Origin of the sequence: Microbacterium sp. ZXX196 (assembly GCF_009709595.1) — a bacterium.
GTDB lineage: Bacteria > Actinomycetota > Actinomycetes > Actinomycetales > Microbacteriaceae > Microbacterium > Microbacterium excoecariae.
This window is the reverse complement of record NZ_WMEE01000001.1, coordinates 9,110-27,350: the sequence shown is the minus strand read 5'-3', so window position 1 is coordinate 27,350 and position 18,241 is coordinate 9,110. Positions and strand designations below refer to the sequence as shown.

16 protein-coding genes and 1 tRNA gene are annotated in these 18,241 nt (G+C 72.0%); 9 read left to right on the top strand and 8 right to left on the bottom strand.

The genetic code is table 11. The annotated features are described in order from the left end of the window. Nucleotides 1-4 precede the first annotated feature (4 nt). Together GJQ66_RS00125 and GJQ66_RS00120 are read right to left on the bottom strand one after the other, a co-directional pair. Nucleotides 5-919: a type II secretion system F family protein gene (locus GJQ66_RS00125; RefSeq protein WP_368732474.1), complete on the bottom strand. Its 915-nt coding sequence runs from the start codon at nt 917-919 to the stop codon at nt 5-7. Continuing rightward, entirely contained in the window at nt 907-1,959 is a 1,053-nt protein-coding gene (locus GJQ66_RS00120) for a TadA family conjugal transfer-associated ATPase (protein ID WP_368732473.1), read from the bottom strand. The genes GJQ66_RS00125 and GJQ66_RS00120 overlap by 13 nt, the downstream gene beginning before the upstream one ends. Nucleotides 1,960-2,135: 176 nt before the next feature. On the opposite strand from GJQ66_RS00120, the gene acs (GJQ66_RS00115) reads away from it, so the two are divergent. Continuing rightward, nucleotides 2,136-4,103: an acetate--CoA ligase gene (gene acs, locus GJQ66_RS00115; protein ID WP_155047356.1), complete on the top strand. Its 1,968-nt coding sequence runs from the start codon at nt 2,136-2,138 to the stop codon at nt 4,101-4,103. An 85-nt stretch (nt 4,104-4,188) separates the two neighbouring features. Here the strand turns inward: acs (GJQ66_RS00115) and GJQ66_RS00110 are convergent, their stop codons facing one another. After that, nucleotides 4,189-4,659 (bottom strand): RidA family protein, encoded by a 471-nt coding sequence (locus tag GJQ66_RS00110; RefSeq protein WP_368732472.1) that lies wholly within the window; start codon nt 4,657-4,659, stop codon nt 4,189-4,191. Next, the gene (locus tag GJQ66_RS00105) at nt 4,656-4,874 is read right to left on the bottom strand and encodes a DUF4177 domain-containing protein (protein WP_166319339.1); all 219 of its coding nucleotides are present in this window, start codon (nt 4,872-4,874) and stop codon (nt 4,656-4,658) included. Before GJQ66_RS00105 ends, GJQ66_RS00110 begins: the two co-directional genes overlap by 4 nt. A gap of 110 nt (nt 4,875-4,984) precedes the next feature. On the opposite strand from GJQ66_RS00105, the gene GJQ66_RS00100 reads away from it, so the two are divergent. Both GJQ66_RS00100 and GJQ66_RS00095 read left to right on the top strand, forming a co-directional pair. Beyond that, on the top strand, nt 4,985-7,633 hold the full coding sequence (locus tag GJQ66_RS00100; protein ID WP_155047355.1) for a transglycosylase domain-containing protein: 2,649 nt from the start codon (nt 4,985-4,987) through the stop codon (nt 7,631-7,633). After that, nucleotides 7,633-8,547 carry a metallophosphoesterase gene (locus GJQ66_RS00095; RefSeq protein ID WP_155047354.1) on the top strand — a complete coding sequence of 305 codons (915 nt, stop codon included), beginning with the start codon at nt 7,633-7,635 and terminating at the stop codon, nt 8,545-8,547. The genes GJQ66_RS00100 and GJQ66_RS00095 overlap by 1 nt, the downstream gene beginning before the upstream one ends. On the opposite strand, the gene GJQ66_RS00090 is transcribed toward GJQ66_RS00095, so the two are convergent. The 4 genes from GJQ66_RS00090 to GJQ66_RS00075 all read right to left on the bottom strand — a co-directional run bounded on the left by GJQ66_RS00090 (nt 8,544) and on the right by GJQ66_RS00075 (nt 11,412). After that, nucleotides 8,544-9,146: a GTP pyrophosphokinase family protein gene (locus GJQ66_RS00090; RefSeq protein ID WP_155047353.1), complete on the bottom strand. Its 603-nt coding sequence runs from the start codon at nt 9,144-9,146 to the stop codon at nt 8,544-8,546. The genes GJQ66_RS00095 and GJQ66_RS00090 overlap by 4 nt on opposite strands. 102 nt (nt 9,147-9,248) lie before the next feature. Then, nucleotides 9,249-9,325, bottom strand: a tRNA-Pro gene (locus GJQ66_RS00085). Between the two features lie 141 nt (nt 9,326-9,466). After that, the gene (locus tag GJQ66_RS00080; protein ID WP_155047352.1) at nt 9,467-10,699 is read right to left on the bottom strand and encodes an alpha-hydroxy acid oxidase; all 1,233 of its coding nucleotides are present in this window, start codon (nt 10,697-10,699) and stop codon (nt 9,467-9,469) included. Between the two features lie 20 nt (nt 10,700-10,719). Beyond that, on the bottom strand, nt 10,720-11,412 hold the full coding sequence (locus tag GJQ66_RS00075; protein WP_155047351.1) for a FadR/GntR family transcriptional regulator: 693 nt from the start codon (nt 11,410-11,412) through the stop codon (nt 10,720-10,722). A 131-nt stretch (nt 11,413-11,543) separates the two neighbouring features. Here GJQ66_RS00075 and GJQ66_RS00070 point away from each other — a divergent pair, with 131 nt between their 5' ends. The 6 genes from GJQ66_RS00070 to GJQ66_RS00045 are packed head-to-tail and all read left to right on the top strand — an operon-like array spanning nt 11,544 to nt 18,207. Then, entirely contained in the window at nt 11,544-12,494 is a 951-nt protein-coding gene (locus tag GJQ66_RS00070; protein WP_155047350.1) for an ABC transporter ATP-binding protein, read from the top strand. Further along, nucleotides 12,491-13,516: an aliphatic sulfonate ABC transporter substrate-binding protein gene (locus GJQ66_RS00065; protein WP_155047349.1), complete on the top strand. Its 1,026-nt coding sequence runs from the start codon at nt 12,491-12,493 to the stop codon at nt 13,514-13,516. The genes GJQ66_RS00070 and GJQ66_RS00065 overlap by 4 nt, the downstream gene beginning before the upstream one ends. Beyond that, a complete protein-coding gene (locus tag GJQ66_RS00060; protein ID WP_155047348.1) occupies nt 13,513-14,322 on the top strand; it encodes an ABC transporter permease in 810 nt (269 codons plus the stop codon). Before GJQ66_RS00065 ends, GJQ66_RS00060 begins: the two co-directional genes overlap by 4 nt. Then, nucleotides 14,322-16,313 (top strand): acetate--CoA ligase, encoded by a 1,992-nt coding sequence (gene acs / locus GJQ66_RS00055; protein ID WP_155047347.1) that lies wholly within the window; start codon nt 14,322-14,324, stop codon nt 16,311-16,313. The genes GJQ66_RS00060 and acs (GJQ66_RS00055) overlap by 1 nt, the downstream gene beginning before the upstream one ends. Continuing rightward, nucleotides 16,310-17,644 (top strand): O-acetylhomoserine aminocarboxypropyltransferase/cysteine synthase family protein, encoded by a 1,335-nt coding sequence (locus GJQ66_RS00050; RefSeq protein WP_155047346.1) that lies wholly within the window; start codon nt 16,310-16,312, stop codon nt 17,642-17,644. Before acs (GJQ66_RS00055) ends, GJQ66_RS00050 begins: the two co-directional genes overlap by 4 nt. After that, entirely contained in the window at nt 17,641-18,207 is a 567-nt protein-coding gene (locus GJQ66_RS00045; protein ID WP_155047345.1) for a CoA-binding protein, read from the top strand. Before GJQ66_RS00050 ends, GJQ66_RS00045 begins: the two co-directional genes overlap by 4 nt. Nucleotides 18,208-18,241: the final 34 nt, after the last annotated feature.

Sequence of the window (18,241 nt, the reverse complement as noted above, 5' to 3'; positions counted from 1 at the left end):
CCGGTCATCCGGCGAACGCGGGCATCGGCGTCGCGCTGAGCACGCCGAGGAGCATGGGTGCGACGCCGAGGAGCAGGAACGCCGGGAGGGAGCACACGCCCATAGGAAGCAGCAGCCGGGTCGACAGCCGCGCGCCGCGCAGGCGTCCCTCCGTGCGCGCCGCGTGGCGCGCGTGCGCCGCGGAGGCGCGCAGCAGCTCCACCGCAGGAACGCCCGCGTCGCGCGACAGCGCGAGGGCCCGCGGGGCGGATCCGCCCGAGGCCGCGGTCGTGAACTCCCCGCACGCCTCCAGCACGCGCTGGGCGCGTTCGATCGACGCACCGCCCGAGAGCGCGATCGCGAGGAGCTCCTCGTGCATTCCGGGGGTGTTCGTCGCGGGCTGCGCGGCGCGCACGAGCCGGCGCGTCCACGCGCGCCCCGCCCACATGAGGACCCCGCCGCCGGCGAGGCAGGCCGCGCCCGCGATGCTCCCCGTCATGACCGCAAGCGGGTCGAGGCCCAGGCCCCAGCCCACGACGAGCCCGAGCACGGGGAGCCAGGACATAAGCCGGGCGGAGGCCACGGGCTCCGCGAGCGCGATCGCGACGTCGTCGCGCAGCTCGCGGGCGTCGTCGAGCGAGGCGGCGATGTCGCGGAGCGTTCCGGCCAGCGGCGCGCCCACGACGTCCGAAACCTCCCACGCTGCGGCGACGTCGCCCCACGCGTCCGTCCCGGCCGCCCGCTCGGCGGCGATCGCGTCGGGGATGCGCTGGCCTGCGTTCATCCGCTCGAGAACCCGGCCGGCTGCCGCGTCGCCGCTGTCGGCGAGGTGCCGCCATGCGGCTGCGGGCGCGGCCCCCGCCTGGAGGAGCACGGCGAGCGGCAGGATCGTCTCGGCGGGATCCGCGGGCGGGGTGCGGCGCCGGGTCAGGATTCCCACGGGCGCACCTCCTCGATCGCGAGCCGGTCGCCGTGGATCCCGAACCGCCCGACCGCCTCGAGGCGCCGCGCGCCGTCTGCACCCCGGCCCAGGTGGAGGACGACGTCGATCGCGCTGGCCGTCTGGCGCGCGACCGCGCGATCGTCCCAGCCCGCGAGCGCGCCGAGCGCCTCGAGGCGCGCCGGAACGTCGCTCAGCCCGTTGGCGTGCAGGGTCCCGGCGCCGCCATCGTGTCCGGTGTTGAGGGCCGTCAGCAGGTCGCGAATCTCCTCGCCGCGGCATTCGCCGACGACGATCCGGTCGGGCCGCATGCGCAGGCTCTCGCGCAAGAGGCGTGCCAGGCCGATCCCGCCGGCGCCCTCCCGGTTGGCCTGCCGCGCCTCGAGCGCCACGTGGTGCGGGTGATCGAGGCGCAGCTCGGCGACATCCTCGATCGTGACGATGCGCTCGCGGTGGGGCGCGCGCCCGAGGAGGGCGGACAGCAGCGTCGTCTTGCCGCACCCGGCGCCGCCCGTGATGAGGAGGTTGCGGCGGGCGCGCACGAGCCCGTCGAGCCACGCCGCGACGGGCTCCGCGAACGCCCCCGCGGCACACAGGCCGCCGAGGTCGAGGCGCTCCGCGCGGGGCACGCGAATCGAGATGGCCGTGCCCGCCGCGGCGACCGGCGCGAGCGCGACGTGGACGCGGATCCCCCCGGCGAGGCGGACGTCCACGAGCGGGGTCGAATCGTCGACGTGGCGGCCGCCACGCCCCACCAGGTCCGTCGCGAGATCGCGCACCTCGCGCTCCGAGGCGCGCCACTCCGGCACCCGCTCAGCGCCGGATCCGCGGTCGACGAACAGCCCGCCGGATCCGTTGACGAACAGGTCCGTGACGCGCGGATCCGTGACGAACGGGGCGAGCGGCCCGAGGTCGGCGGGGGCGACGCGCTGGGCGGCGCCCCGCTCCCGCGCGTGGCGGGGCTGGCGCGGCTGGGCGACGAACGGCTCGGGCATGACGACGACGCTAGGAACGGGCCGCGGGCGGCGGGGCGCGTGCACGGCGCGGCCTCAGATGAACGGGCGCGATCGGGGCCTGTGGACGCGCTGGCGCGCCCGCGACACGCGCGTGCCACCTTTCGGAGGTAGCCTCGCGGATCCGATTGGCCGTACGGTCGGGAACAGGCGGGCGCCGCAGGAGGCGCGCGCCCGAGAGTCCCGTCGCAAAGGAGCGCACCATGTCTCAGCAGATCGACCACCTCCTGACGGAGGACCGTCGGTTCGCCCCCTCTGCCGCCTTCGCCGAGAACGCGATCGCGGGCCCCGCGATCTACGACGCGGCGCGCGCCGACCGGCTGGAGTTTTGGAAGGACCAAGCGGAGACACTCCTCGACTGGCACACCCCCTTTACGCGCGTCCTCGACTGGCAAAACCCGCCGTTCGCGAGGTGGTTCGACGACGGCGAGCTCAACGTCGCGTACAACTGCCTCGACCGCCACGTCGAGGCAGGCCACGGCGACCGGGTCGCGCTGCACTTCGAGGGCGAGCCGGGCGATACCCGCACCGTCACCTATGCGGAGCTCACCGAGGAGGTCAAGCGCGTCGCGAACGTGTTGACGGAACTCGGCGTGGGCCAGGGCGACCGGGTCGCCATCTATCTCCCCATGATCCCCGAGGCGATCGCGTCGCTCCTCGCGGTCGCGCGCCTCGGTGCGATCCACTCCGTCGTCTTCGGCGGCTTCAGCGCCGACAGCCTGCGCGCGCGGATCGACGACGCGGGCGCCAAGGTCGTCATCACCGCCGACGGCGGGTACCGCAAGGGGAAGGCCTCGGCCCTCAAGCCCGCCGTCGACCAGGCCCTCGCGGATCGGGGCGACGGGCCCCAGGCCACGGTGGAGCGGGTACTCGTGGTGCGCCGCACCGAGCAGGAAGTCGACTGGACCGCCGGCCGCGACGTCTGGTGGCACGAGGCCGTCCCCGCCGCGAGCGCCGAGCACGAGGCGCAGGCGTTCCCCGCCGAGACACCGCTGTTCATCCTCTACACCTCCGGCACAACGGGGAAGCCCAAGGGGATCCTGCACACGTCCGGCGGCTACCTCACGCAGGCCGCCTTCACCCACCGCAACGTATTCGACCTGCACCCCGAGCGCGACGTGTACTGGTGCACGGCCGACATCGGCTGGATCACCGGCCACAGCTACGTGACCTACGGCCCGCTCGCGAACGGCGCGACGCAGGTGCTCTACGAGGGCACCCCCGACTTCCCGAACCCGGGGCGCTGGTGGGACATCATCGAGAAGTACGGCGTGACGACCTTTTACACGGCGCCGACCGCCGTACGCAGCTTCATGAAGCAGGGGCGCGAGATCCCGCAGCAGCGCGACCTCTCCTCGCTTCGCCTCCTCGGATCCGTCGGCGAGCCCATCAACCCCGAAGCCTGGATGTGGTTCCGCGAGGTGATCGGATCCGGCGTCGCGCCGATCGTCGACACCTGGTGGCAGACCGAGACGGGCGCGATCATGATCTCGGCGCTCCCGGGCGTGACGGAGACGAAGCCCGGGGCCGCGCAGGTGCCGATCCCCGGCATCTCGATCGACGTCGTCGACGATAAGGGCCAGCACGTGGGGCGCGACGCGGGCGGGCTGCTCGTCGTCACGGAGCCCTGGCCAAGCATGCTGCGCGGCATCTGGGGGGATCCGGAGCGGTTCGTCGAGACCTACTGGAAGATGTTCGCCGACAAGGGGTATTACTTCGCGGGCGACGGGGCGCGCCTCGACCCAGACGGCGACATCTGGCTGCTCGGGCGCGTCGACGACGTCATGAACGTCTCGGGGCACCGCCTCTCGACCGCGGAGATCGAGTCGGCGCTCGTCGCGCACGACGCCACGGCGGAGGCAGCGGTGGTCGGCGCGAGCGACGAGACCACGGGCCAGGCGGTCGTCGCGTTCGTCATCCTCAAGGAGAGCTTCCTGCGCGCGCACTCGGCCGAGGGCCTCGCCCAGACGCTGCGCGCGTGGGTCGGCGAGCAGATCGGTCCGATCGCCCGCCCCCGCGACGTCTATATCGTCGGGGAGCTGCCGAAGACGCGTTCCGGCAAGATCATGCGCCGCCTCCTTCGCGACGTCGCCGAGGGCCGCGAGGTCGGCGACACCCAGACTCTGGCGGACACGGCCGTTATGAGCGTCATCAGCGCGCAGGTCCGCTGACCCCGCAAGTCCACATTTCTCCGGTAAGTCTCCGCGCTGAGCGCGGAGACTTACCGGAGAAATGTGGACATAGGGACCGAGCGCGTCAGCGGGCGAGGATGAACGCGACCTCGACCTCGACGGGGGCGTCGAGCGGGAGGACGGCGACGCCCACGGCGGAGCGGTTGTGGCGCCCGGCCTCGCCGAAGATCTCGCCGAGCAGCTCGCTGGCGCCGTTGATGACGCCCGGCTGGCCCGTGAACGACGGGTCCGACGCCACGAAGCCCGTGACCTTGAACACGCCCTCCAGGCGGTCGACGCCGCCCGCGGCCGCGGCGGCCGCGGCGATGGCGTTCAGCGCGCAGGTGCGCGCCATCTCCTGCGCGTCCGATGCCGGGACGAGCCCGTGGCCGTCGCCGACCTTGCCGGTCGCGGGCAGGGCCCCGGACACGAACGGCAGCTGTCCCGAGGTCCACACGAGGTCGCCGTGGACCTTCGCGGGGATGTACGCGGCGACGGGGGCGGCGACGTCGGGCAGCTCGATGCCGAGCTCCGCGAGCCGCGCCGAGACCGTCACTGCTGGCCCTCGAACTGCTTGGCGGCCTCGGCCGCGGCGCCCAGGCCCGCGTTGGCGTCACCGGCACCCGTGGGGCGCTTGAGGTACGCGACGAGCCCGCCGTCCGCGTTCGGCACGACCTGCACAAGCTCCCAGCCCTGCTTGCCCCAGTTGTTGAGGATCGCGGCGGTGTTGTGGATCATCAGCGGGGTAGTGAGGTACTCCCAGGTGGTCACGGATTCTCCCGTCGTAGAGGCGAGTGTGCCAGCGGCTGTCGCTGGGGATCGGGTCGAAGAACGGTGTGCGCGCGCGGCGTGACTCAGGCTTCTCCCTTACCATCAAGCCTATGCCTCATGCGAAAAGGACGGCCAGCGGCGTGCTCGGCGGGCTCGTGGGCCTCATCGGTCTCAGCGCCATCGCCGGGATTCTCGTGACCGCGACCGTCACCCCCGCCATCGCGGTGTCGGGCTACGCCGCCTCGAGCGCCATCTCCCTCTTCGACAGCCTCCCGGGCGCCCTCGAGGTGGACCGGCCGATGGAGCCGACGACGATCTACGCGCCGACGACCGGCGACGCGGACGAGGAGTACTACGAGCTCGCGTCGTTCTACGACCAGAACCGCGAGCCCGTGGAGTACGACCAGGTCTCCGACCTCATCTACGACGCCCTCCTCTCCAGCGAGGACCCGCGCTACTACGAGCACGGCGGCATCGACCTGATCGGCACGACGCGTGCGCTGCTCAGCAACGCGGTCAGCAGTGGCACGCAGGGCGGATCCTCGATCAGCCAGCAGTACGTCAAGAACGTCCAGGTCCAGGCCTGCGAGCGCGACGCGGAAGACCAGGAGGGCCTCGAGGAGTGCTACCTCGAGGCCACCGACGCGTCCGGCGTCGACGGCTACAAGCGCAAGCTGCAGGAGATGCGGTACGCGATCTCCATCGAGCAGGAGTACTCGAAGGAGCAGATCCTCATCGGGTACCTGAATCTCGCGAACTTCGGCGGCAGCACATACGGCATCGAGGCCGCCGCGCAGTACTACTTCGGCGTGTCCTCGGCCGACGTCAACCTCTCCCAGGCGGCCACGCTCGCGGGCATGGTGCAGAACCCGAACACGTACCGGATCGACCTGCCGAACAACGAGGCAAACGGCGCCGACAACTCCTACGCCCAGACCACGGAGCGCCGCGACTACGTTCTCGACCGCATGCTGACCGAGGGCGTCATCACGCAGGAGCAGCACGATCAGGCGGTCGAGCAGCCCATCGAGCCGAACATCACGCAGCGCCAGCAGGGCTGCGCGGCGGCGCAGGGCACGGCCTACTTCTGCGAGTACGTGAAGAACACGATCCTCTACGACGACCGCTACGCGGACGCGTTCGGCGAGACGACGGAGGAGCGCAGCGATCTCCTCACGCGCGGCGGCCTCGAGATCTACACGACGCTCGACAACGACCTGCAGTACCAGGCCCAGCAGACCATGCAGAACAACACCGACCCGTCGGTGGCGGGAATGCAGTTCGGCGCGACGACGGTGCAGCTGGATCCGACGACCGGCAACATTCTCTCCCTCGCGCAAAACACCGAGTTCAGCGAGGTCGACGGCGCGGGCGAGGGGCAGACCTCGCTCGTCTACGCGGGCGACTATACGCACGGGCGGTCGACGGGTTTCAGCGCCGGATCGACCTACAAGATGTTCACGATCATCGACTGGCTCGAGAACGGGCGCAGCGTGAACGAGGTGCTGGACGGGCGCGTCGGGCAGACCTTCCCGATGACGTGCAACGGGCAGCCGGCTCAGTCTGCTTCCCCCGTAGCCGGCGATAACTTCGCAGACAGCCCGGGTCGTATCGACGATGTCCGCACCTTCACAGGCCTCTCGCTCAACAGCGGCTTCTACGCCATGGCCTCGCAGCTCGACATCTGCGAGATCCACGAGGTGGCCAAGAGCATGGGCATCACCCGCGCCAACGGGGAGGACTACACCACGATGAACGGGTATGCGGGTCACTTCAGCCTATTGGGCTCGATGGACATCGCCCCGATCGACATCGCGACGGCCTACGCGACCGTCGCCAACGGCGGCGTGCGCTGCGAGCCCACGGCGATCCTGCGGGCGACCGATGCGGAGGGCTCCGAGCTCGACGTTCCGGGCGCCGACTGCGAGCGCGTGCTCGAGGCGAACATCGCCGCGACGACCGCCTACGACATGGAGGCCGTCATGGAGCCCGGGATGACGGGCTCCTCGGCGAACGTGGGCGACGGGATCGCGACCTTCGGCAAGACGGGAACGCACGAGAACATCCAGTCGTGGATGATCCAGACGTCCACCGCCGTCACGACCGCGACGTGGGTCGGAAACGTCGAGGGCGGCGAGCGCGACGGGCAGGGCGACCTGCTCGACTACGGGCTCGCGAACCTCCGCTACCAGATCTCGAAGGAGAACCAGGCCGCCGCCAACGCGAAGTACGGCGGCGAGGACTTCCCCGAGCCGGATCCGGAGCTTCTCGAGGTCGAGGAGACGAACGTCCCCGACGTCAACGGCATGACGGTGGACGAGGCCACGGCCGCCCTGCAGCGCGAGGGCTTCCGGGTCACGGTCGGCGACGAGGTCCCCGGCAACGCCGACCAGGGCCGCGTGGAGAGCACGAACCCCTCCGGCGCCGCGCCGACCGGCAGCCTCGTCACCCTCAACATCTCCAACGGCGAGGGGGCGATCGAGGTCCCCGACGTCACGGGCATGACGCCCGCGCGCGCCGTCTCCGCACTCCAGGACGCGGGCCTGCAGGGCACGCTCGGATCCTGCACACAGGACGACGGCGCCAGCGGCCAGAGTGTCACGGCCTCGAGCCCCGGCGAGGGCGAGATCGTCGGCGACGGCACGACCGTCACGATCGACTGGGAGGCCCGCAACTGCAGCGGGAACGACACCGGCGACGACGAGGAAGACGGCGGAAACGGCGGAAACAACGGCCGCGGCAACGGGAACGACGACTGATGGGGGCCGGGCGGGGTGCGCTCACCGCGGTCGCCGCGGCGGGGGCCCTCGCCGCCGCGTGGGGCATCGGGATCGAGCGGTACCGGTTCCGCGTGCGCACCCACACGGTGCGGATCCTCGCCCCCGGATCCGCCCCCATCCGCGTCCTGCACCTCAGCGATCTGCACCTCGCGCCGTGGCAGCGTCGCAAGCGGGAGTGGATCGCGCACCTCGCCTCCCTGCGCCCCGACCTCGTCATCGACACGGGCGATAACTTCGGCCACCCGGCCGCGCTCGGCGCGATCCGCGGGGCGCTCACGCCGTTTGCCGGAACGCCCGGCGTGCATGTGCACGGGTCGAACGACATCTGGGCGCCAAAGCCCCGCAACCCCCTGCGGTACCTCATCGGGCCGTCGCAGAAGGAGCAGTCGGTCCCGCCGCTCGATACGGACGGCCTCGACGCCTTCCTCGAGGGCGAGCTGGGCTGGTTCGGGCTGCACAACGACGGTGTCGCGTTCGACGTGCGCGGGCACCGCCTGCGATTCGTCGGCACCGACGACCCGCACCACGAGCGCGACGACTGGGACGCCGTCGACGCCGCGCGCGGCGAGCTGCCGGACGGCGAGCTGACGATCGGCGTCACCCACGCCCCCTACCGCCGCGTGCTCGACGCGTTCGTCGACCGCGGGGCCGACGCCATCTTCGCGGGGCACACGCACGGCGGGCAGGTGCGGATCCCCGGCGTCGGCGCGCTCGTCGCGAACTGCGACATTCCGCTGTCGCAGGCGCGCGGGCTGTCCGCGTGGGAGCACGACGGCCGATCCGCCGTGCTCAACGTGAGCGCGGGCGTGGGCCACTCGATCTACGCGCCCGTGCGCTTCGCGTGCCCGCCCGAGGTGTCGCTCGTGACGCTCGCGCCGAAGCGGCCCGCCTAGCGATCCCCCAGCGCCCGGCGGATGTCGTCGAGGTTCCGATCGGCCTGCTCGAGGAGGGCCGCCGTCAGAGCGAAGCGCCGGTTGATCTCCGGCGTCGTCGCGTCGGCCTCGGTCTTGTACCGGAAGTCGTGCTCGACCTCGGCCCAGACGTGCTCGAGCATCGTGCGGATCTGCACCTCGACAGGGACGCCCGCCTGGACCGCCTTGAACGCGCCCTCGCCGCGCGTGCGGCCGACGAACTGCACGCTGCGATAGCCGAAGCTCTCGTCGCCCAGCAGGTCGCCCTTGTCAATGTACGACTCCTCGACGACCTCGAGGAGGCGGCGCGTCATCTTCTCGATCTGCGCAAGGTCGCTCCGGAAGAACGCCATGATGCGCACGCCGACGATGTCCTCGACGGGCTTATCCGGGTCGCGCAGCACCTTCTGCTCGTAGGAGAACCGCTTCTTCACGCGCGCCTCGACGCGGAAGTAGCTCACGCCCCACTGCCGCAGGTGCAGGGGGATCTCCCGCTCGAGCGCGTCGCGGAGCGCGCGGTACTCGGGAAGCGCGCGATCGTACGACCGCAGCGCCTCCTTGACCTGCTCCTCCGCGTCCATGCCTCCAGGGTAGGGGCCACCCCCGACATTGCGGGCGCGCGCCGCGCGCACCGAGAGACGCAAAAGGACCCCCGCCGATCGGCGGGGGTCCTTTTCGTGGTCTGGTCGGGATGACAGGATTTGAACCTGCGACCCCCTCGTCCCGAACGAGGTGCGCTACCAAGCTGCGCCACATCCCGTGACAACCTGATCAGTCTATCCGATCCCGCGGGCATCGGCGAACCGGGGCCCCGCCCGCGCGCGTCGCTGCCGCTCCCCCGTCGGCGCGGAGGCCCCTCCCGCGCCGCCCGGCCCGGGCGGCGCGGGAGGGGCCACACGAATCAGTCGGCGACGGGCGCCAGGCGCGCGAGCTGCGTGACGTGGCGCGGTTCGAGCTCCTCGACCGAGGACACCCCGAGCAGCTTCATCGTGCGGCGGATCTCGCTCTCGAGGATCGCGATCATGCGGTCGACGCCCGCGCGGCCGCCGGCCATGAGCCCGTACAGGTAGGCCCGGCCGACGAGGGTGAACTTCGCGCCGAGCGCCATCGAGGCGACGATGTCCTGGCCGTTCATGATGCCCGTGTCGACCATAACGGTGGCGTCGGATCCGACCTCCTTAACGACCTGCGGGAGCAGGCGGAACGGGATCGGGGCGCGGTCGAGCTGGCGGCCGCCGTGGTTCGACAGCACGATGCCGTCGACGCCGCGGTCGATGAGCTTCACCGCGTCGGGCACGTTCTGCACGCCCTTGACGACGAGCTTGCCCGGCCACATCTCCCGGATCGTGTCGAGGTCCTCGTAGCTGATGGTCGGATCCATCGCGCTGTTGAGGAGGTCCCCGACCGTGCCGCCCGTCGTCGACAGCGACGCGAACTCAAGCTTGGGGGTCGTGAGGAAGTCGATCCACCACCACGGGCGCGGGATCGCGTTGACGATCGTGCCGAGCGAGAGCTGCGGCGGGATCGAGAAGCCGTTGCGGCTGTCGCGCATGCGGTTGCCCGCCACGGGCGTGTCGACCGTGAAGTGCAGGGTGTCGAACCCCGCCTCCGCGGCGCGCTTCACGAGCCCGTAGGAGATCTCGCGGTCGCGCATGACGTAGAGCTGGAACCAGTTGCGCCCGTTCGGGTTGGTCTTCTTGACGTCCTCGATCGACGTCGTGCCGAGCGTCGAGAGCGTGAAGGGGATCCCCGCGGCGCCCGCGGCACCCGCGCCGGCGACCTCGCCCTCGGTCTGCATGAGGCGCGTGAAGCCCGTCGGCGCGATGCCGAACGGCAGCGCCGACGTGCCGCCGAGGACCTCGGTGGTCGTGTCGACGTCGACGGCGGGCTTGAGGATGTCGGGGTGGAACTCGATGTCCTCGAAGGCCTGGCGCGCGCGCTCGATCGAGAGCTCCGCGTCAGCGGCGCCGTCGGTGTAGTCGAACGCGGCGGCCGGCGTGCGGCGCTTCGCGATGGCGCGGAGGTCGGCGATCGTCAACGCCTTGCCGAGGCGGGCGTCCTTACCGAACTCCGGGCGCTTGATCTTGAGGTATTCCAGCACGTCGGCCGGATTCGGGAACTGGCGGGTGACCATGGGGACGTCCTTTCGTGGGGTCAGGTGGCGCGCGTGAGCGCGTGGTAATCGCGGATGTGGTCGTGGATCCGGGCGCGGGCGCCCGGAGCATCGCCGCGGTCGATCGCGTCCACGACGCCGCGATGCTCGCGCTGGAGGCGGTCGCGCGCGGCGCCCCAGTCGGCGATCGTGTGCGCCCCGTGCTGCACGTAGGCCTCGATGGCGGCGCGCAGGCCGGTCATGATCGCGCCGAAGACGGCGTTACCGGTCGCCTCGGCGAGGAGCGCGTGGAAGCGCGCGTCGAGCGCGAGGAACTCGTCGCGCGCGAGGTCCGGGGCGTCCATTGCATCGAGGACCTCCCCCGCGCCCGCGAGGTCGGGGCGGGCGCCGGCGAGGGCCTCCGCCACCGCCGTCTCGAGCACGAGGCGGGTCGCCACGACGTCGTCGAACCGGAACGCCTGCGCCGCGGCCTGGAGCCCGAGCACCTGCGCGAGCCCGGAACCCGCCTGCACCGTGATGACGGCACCCGCGCGCGGTCCGGATCCGGTCGCCGTGTGCAGCACGCCCATCACCTCGAGCACCCGGAGCGCCTCGCGGACGCTGGAGCGGCCGACGCCCAGCTGGCTGGCGAGGTCGCGCTCGCCGGGGAGCCGATCGCCCGGGCCGAGGGATCCGTCGCGGAGGCGCTGTTCGACGTGCTCGAGCACGGTGCGCCACGCGCGCGTCTCGCTCATCCGTGCCCCCTCGCCCCGAAACCGTGTGGTCTGACCACAGTAGCGAAATTCGGCGCGGGCGCCAAACGGCGCATGTAACGTCGGATTGCGCCGACTTTGTGGATCCGCGCCCGTACCGTCATTCTGGGAACATGCCCGATACCCTCGAGAGCACGAGCGCGCCCGCCGGCGCCGTGCGCATCACCGGCGTCGAGCGCACCTTCGCCACGAAGGAGGGCGCCCGCACGGTGCTCGCCGACGTCGACCTCGACCTCGCCCCCGGCGAGATCGTCGCGGTCGTCGGCCCCTCGGGATGCGGCAAGTCCACGCTCCTCCGCCTCGTCGGCGGCCTCGACTCCCCCACCGCCGGCGAGATCACGCTCGACGGCGCGGGCGTCTCGGCGCACGACGAGGCCACGGCGATCGCGTTCCAGGAGCCGCGCCTGCTCCCCTGGCGCACGATCGCCCAGAACGTCGCGCTCGGGCTCCCCCACGGCACGAAGCGCCGCGCCGCGGAGGCGCGGGTCGCCGAGCTGCTCGACCTCGTCGGCCTGACCCACGCGGCCGGCCAGCGCCCGCGCGAGGTCTCCGGCGGCATGGCGCAGCGCGCCTCGCTCGCCCGCGCGCTCGCGCGCAGCCCCCGCGTGCTCCTCCTCGACGAACCCTTCGGCGCGCTCGACGCGCTCACGCGCCTGCGCATGCACGACCTGCTGCTCGACATCCACCGGGCGCAGCCCACGACGATCCTCCTCGTCACGCACGACGTGGAGGAGGCGCTTTACCTCGCCGATCGCGTGCTGATGCTCCGGAACCTCCACGCCACCGCGCCGGCCGAGCCCGAGCGCCCCCGCGCGCGCGTCGTCGCCCTCGGCTCGACCTCGGGAATCGGGGCCCTCGGATCCGCCGGCCCGCACGGATCCGCCACCGCCGGCGGTGCCGCCGTCGCCCCGCGCCGCGACGGCTCGATCGCGCGCGTCGTGCCCGTGCCCGGCACTCGCCCGCGCGACCGGGGCGCCCGCCCGTTCACCGATCTGCGCACCAGCCTGCTCGACAGCCTGGGCGTTCACCACCCCCAACCGCTCACCACCAAGGAGACCCGATGAGCACCTTCACCCGCCGAATCATTCCCGCGACCGCCGTCGCCGGGGTGATGGCGCTCATGACCACGGGGTGCCTCGCCGGCGAGAGCGGCGGATCCGGCGCGCCCGCCGAGGGCAGCGACTGGTCGACGAGCGAGCTCACGCTCGACTGGGCCACGTACAACCCGCTGAGCCTCGTCGTCCGCGACCAGGGCCTCCTGGAGGAGACCTTCGGCGACGACGTCCAGGTCGAGTGGATCCAGTCCGAGGGCAGCAACAAGGCCAACGAGTTCCTGCGCTCCGGATCCGCGGACCTCGCCTCGACGGCCGGGTCCGCCGCGCTGCTCGCGCGCGCCAACGGATCCCCCATCCAGGTGGTCGACATCTACTCGCAGCCCGAGTGGTCGGCGATCGTCGTCGGCCCGGACAGCGACATCGCGGGCCTCGGGGACCTCGAGGGCGCCACGATCGCGGCGACCACGGGAACGGACCCCTACTTCTTCCTGCTGCAGGCGCTCGCCGAGGCGGGCCTGACGATCGACGACGTCACGGTGCAGAACGTCCAGCACGCGGACGGGCGCACCCTCCTCGACAACGGTGACGTCGACGCGTGGGTGGGCCTCGACCCGATCATGGCCGCCGCCGAGGTCGAGTCGGGCGACGAGCTCGCCTATCGCAACGTCGACTTCAACTCCTACGGTTTCCTCAACGCGACCGAGGAGTTCATCGCCGACCACCCCGACGTCGTGCAGGCCGTCGTCGACGCGTACGAACAGGCCCGCGCCTGGGCCCTCGAGAACCCCGAAGAGACCGCCGAACTGCTCGCCGATGCCGCGGGCATCGACCTCGAGGTCGCCTCGACCGTGATCGAGGAGCGCTCAAACCTCGACGTCTCCGGCGTCCCGGGCGACGCGCAGCTCGCGGTCCTCGAGGTCATCGCGCCCGTGCTCGTGGAGGCCGGCGACGTGCAGGGCGGCGAGACCGCCGTGAACGAGGCGCTCGACACGATCGTGAACGACACCTTCGCCACCCAGGCCACCGAATGACACCTGGCACGACCACGACCCGGGGGGCGGCGCGTACGCGCACGCCCCTCTGGTCGCGCACGTGGGTGAAGATCGTCGGCGGCCTCGCGCTGCCGGTCCTCGTCCTCGCGGCGTGGCAGATCGCCACGACCACGGGCGCCGTGCCGACCTACCGCCTGCCCGAGCCGTGGACGGTCGTGCAGTCCGGGATCGACCTCGCCGCGGACGGCGAGCTGTGGTTGCACGTCGCGATCTCCGTCCAGCGCGTCGTCGTCGGCTTCCTCGTGGGATCCGCCGTCGCGCTCGTGTTCGCGGCGCTCGTCGGGCTCTCCCGCGCCGGCAACGTTCTGCTCGCCCCGACGCTCGTCGCCCTGCGGGCCGTGCCGTCGCTCGCGTGGGTGCCGCTGCTGCTCCTGTGGATGTCCATCGGCGAGGAGTCGAAGGTCACGCTCATCGCGATCGGCGCCTTCTTCCCCGTGTACACGACGGTGGCCGACGCGCTCCGGCACGTGGATCCGCTCCTCGTCGAGGCGGGCCGCTCCTTCGGGCTGCGCGGCTGGTCGCTGTTCCGCACGGTGCAGCTGCCGGCGGTCGTCCCGGCCGTCATCTCGGGCCTGCGCCTCGCGCTCGCGCAGGCCTGGCTGTTCCTCGTGGCCGCCGAGCTGCTGGGCGCGTCGATGGGCCTCGGATACCTGCTGAGCATCTCGCAGACCACGGGGCGCGTCGACCGGATCCTCCTGGCGATCGTGCTGCTCGCGCTGCTCGGCACGGTCACGAACGGCCTGCTGCAGATCTTCGAGAAGTCGGTCCTCAAGAGGTGGGTGTGATGGCGAACGAGGCGAGGCTGACCGAGAGCCGGTCCTTCCCCGCGCCGGCCGACTTCGCCGCGCAGGCGAACGTCGGCGCGGGCGCGTACGCCGAGGCGGCGGCGGATCCCGTCGCCTTCTGGGAGCGCCAGGCGGGCCGCCTCGACTGGGCGCGCGGCTGGGACACGGCGCACACCTGGGATCCGCCGGTCCCAGGGCCGGACGGCGAGCTGACCGTCCCCGCGGCGACGTGGTTCGCCGGCGGCACCCTCAACGTCGCGCACAACTGCGTCGACCGGCACGTCGAGGCCGGCCGCGGCGACAAGGTGGCCCTCTTCTTCGAGGGCGAGCCGGGCGACCGCGAGGCCGTCACCTACGCCGACCTGCAGCGTCGGGTGTCCCGCGCCGCGAACGGCCTCCTCGCGCTCGGCATCGAGCCCGGCGACCGGGTCGTGGTCTACCTGCCCGTCCTCGTCGAGACCGTCGTCATCGCGCTCGCGTGCGCGCGGATCGGCGCGGTGCACTCGCTCGTCTTCGGCGGGTTCTCGGCCGAGGCCGTGCGCTTCCGCCTGGAAGACACGGGCGCGAAGCTGCTCGTGACGACCGACGGCCAGAACCGCCGCGGGAGCGCGGTCGAGGTGAAGTCGGCCGCCGACGAGGCCGCGCGGGATCTTCCCCACCTCGAGCACGTCCTCGTCGTGCGCCGCACGGGCCAGGACGTGCCGTGGACGGCCGGGCGCGACGTCTGGTGGCACGACGTCGTGGACACGGCGAGCGAGACCCACGAGGCGACGCCCTTTCCCGCGGAGCACCCGCTGTTCATCATCTACACCTCGGGCACGACGGGGAAGCCGAAGGGCCTCGTGCACACGTCGGGCGGCTACCTCACGCACGCGAGCTGGGCGCACTACGCGCACTTCGACGCGAAGCCCGACGACGTGCACTGGTGCACGGCCGACCTCGCCTGGGTGACGGCCCACACGTACGAGATCTACGGTCCGCTCTCGAACGGCCTCACGCAGGTCATCTACGAGGGCACGCCCGACGCCCCGCACCGCGAGCGCCACTTCGAGATCATCGAGCGCTACGGCGTGACGGTGTACTACACGGCGCCCACGCTGATCCGCACGTTCATGACGTGGTTCGGCGACACGCTCCCCGCCACGCACGACCTCTCGAGCGTGCGGCTGCTGGGCACGGTCGGCGAGGCGATCAATCCCGAGGCGTGGGTGTGGTTCCGCCGCAACGTCGGTCGAGACGCGGTGCCCGTCGTCGACACCTGGTGGCAGTCCGAGACGGGCGCGGCGATGATCGCGCCGCTGCCCGGCGTCACGACGCTGAAGCCCGGATCCGCGACCGTCGCCCTGCCCGGCATCGACGTCGCCGTCGTCGACGAGGCGGGCGAGGCCGTCGCCCCCGGCCGCGCCGGGACGCTCGTCGTGAGGCGGCCGTGGCCCGGCATGGCGCGCACCGTGTGGGGCAACCCCGCGCGCTACCGCGACTCGTACTGGGCGCCGTACGCCGGCAAGGGCGAGGCCGGCGGCTACTACGTCGCGGGCGACGGCGCGACGATGGACGCCGACGGCTACGTTTGGATCCTCGGGCGCGTCGACGACGTCGTGAACGTCTCGGGGCACCGGCTCTCCACGATCGAGATCGAGTCGTCGCTCGTCGCGGACCCCACGGTCGGCGAGGCGGGCGTCACGGGCGTCACGGACCCGGTCACGGGCCAGGCCGTCGCGGCGTTCGTCGTCGACGGGGCGTCCGGATCCGCGGATCCGGACGCCCTGCGCCGCCGCGTGAGCCACGACATCGGCCCCATTGCGAAGCCGAAGCACATCGTCCGCGTGCCCGACCTGCCGAAGACCCGCTCGGGTAAGATCCTGCGACGGCTGCTGGCGCAGCTGTGGCACGGCGATCCGCTCGGCGACACCACGAGCCTGCAGAACCCCTGGGCCGTCGACGGCGTCCGCGACGCCATCGCCGCCGCCCGCGAGAAGGAGACCACATGAGCGAGCACCGTTTCGGCTTCCGCACCCGCGCCCTGCACGCGGGCGGAACCCCCGACGCCACGACCGGCGCGCGCGCCGTGCCGATCTACCAGACCACGTCGTTCGTGTTCGACGATGCGAAGGATGCCGCGAACCTGTTCGCGCTGCAGAAGTACGGCAACATCTACTCGCGCATCGGCAACCCGACGGTCGCGGCGCTCGAGGAGCGCATCGCGTCGCTCGAGGGCGGCATCGGCGCCGTGGCGACCGCGAGCGGCATGTCGGCCGAGTTCATCACCTTCGCAGCCCTCGTCGGCGCGGGCGACCACGTCGTGGCCTCCGCGCAGCTCTACGGCGGCACGGTGACGCAGCTCAACGTGACGCTGCGCCGCTTCGGCGTCGACACGACGTTCGTCGCGAGCGACGACCCCGAGGAGTTCCGCAAGGCGATCCGCGCGAACACGAAGGTCGTCTACACCGAGGTCATCGGCAACCCGGGCGGCGAGATCGCCGACCTCGAGGGGCTCGCGGCCGTCGCGCACGACGCCGGCATCCCGCTCGTCGTCGACGCGACCCTCGCGACGCCCTACCTCGTCCGACCCATCGAGCACGGAGCCGACATCGTCATCCACTCGGTGACGAAGTTCCTCGGCGGCCACGGCACGACGCTCGGCGGCGTCGTCGTCGAGGCCGGCACGTTCGACTGGGGCAACGGGAAGTTCCCCACCATGACCGAGCCGGTCGAGTCCTACGGCGGGATCCGCTGGTGGGACAACTTCGGCGAGTACGGCTTCCTCACGAAGCTGCGCAGCGAGCAGCTGCGCGACGTCGGCCCCGCGCTCAGCCCGCAGTCGGCGTTCAACCTCCTGCAGGGCGTCGAGACGCTCCCGCAGCGCATCGATGCGCACGTCGCGAACGCGCGCATCGTCGCCGAGTGGCTGGCCTCGGACCCGCGCGTGTCGTTCGTCACGTGGGCGGGCCTGGAGGGGCACCCCCACCAGGAGCGGGCGCAGAAGTACTTCCCGCTCGGGCCAGGATCCGTCTTCGCGTTCGGCGTCCGGCCCGCGGGCGAGTTCGCCGACGACGAGGCCCAGCTGGCCGCGGCCCGCGCCACGGGCGAGACGGTCATCGAGTCCCTCCAGCTCGCGAGCCACCTCGCCAACATCGGCGACGCCCGCACGCTCGTGATCCACCCGGCCTCGACGACCCACCAGCAGCTCACCGCCGAGCAGCTCACGGCCGCGGGCGTGCCCGCCGACCTCATCCGCATCTCGGTGGGCCTCGAGGACCCCGAGGACATCGTCTGGGACCTCGACCAGGCCCTCACCGCCGCGACAGGAGCGACCCGATGACGAACGCCTGCGAGTTCACCCCGGGAGCGGGAGCTCCCGTGCCCGCCGCGGCCGGCGGATCCGACCCCGCCCACGCGGGCCGCACCTGGCAGGGCCCGGGCGCCGGGGCGCGCCTCGGGATCCTGCGCCGCGCGAAGACGATCGCCATCGTGGGGGCGTCGAACAACCCCGCGCGCGCGAGCTACTTCGTCGGCACGTACCTGCTCTCGAGCTCGCCGTACGAGGTGTTCTTCGTCAACCCCCGCGCCGACGAGATCCTGGGCGAGAAGGCCTACGCCTCCCTCGCAGACCTGCCGGTCGTGCCCGACATCGTCGACGTGTTCCGGCGCGACGAGGACCTGCCGGGCGTCGCTCGCGAGGCCGTCGCGGTCGGCGCGAAGGCGCTCTGGCTGCAGCTCGGATCCTGGAACGAGGAGGCCGCGAAGATCGCGGAGGATGCGGGACTCAACGTCGTCATGGATCGCTGCGTGAAGATCGAGCACGCGCGCTTCCACGGCGGCCTGCGCCTCGCCGGTTTCGACACGGGGGTCATCTCCTCGAAGCGCCAGGTCGTCGCGCGCTGATCCGGGGCGGGTGGTGCGCTCCCACCCTCACCTC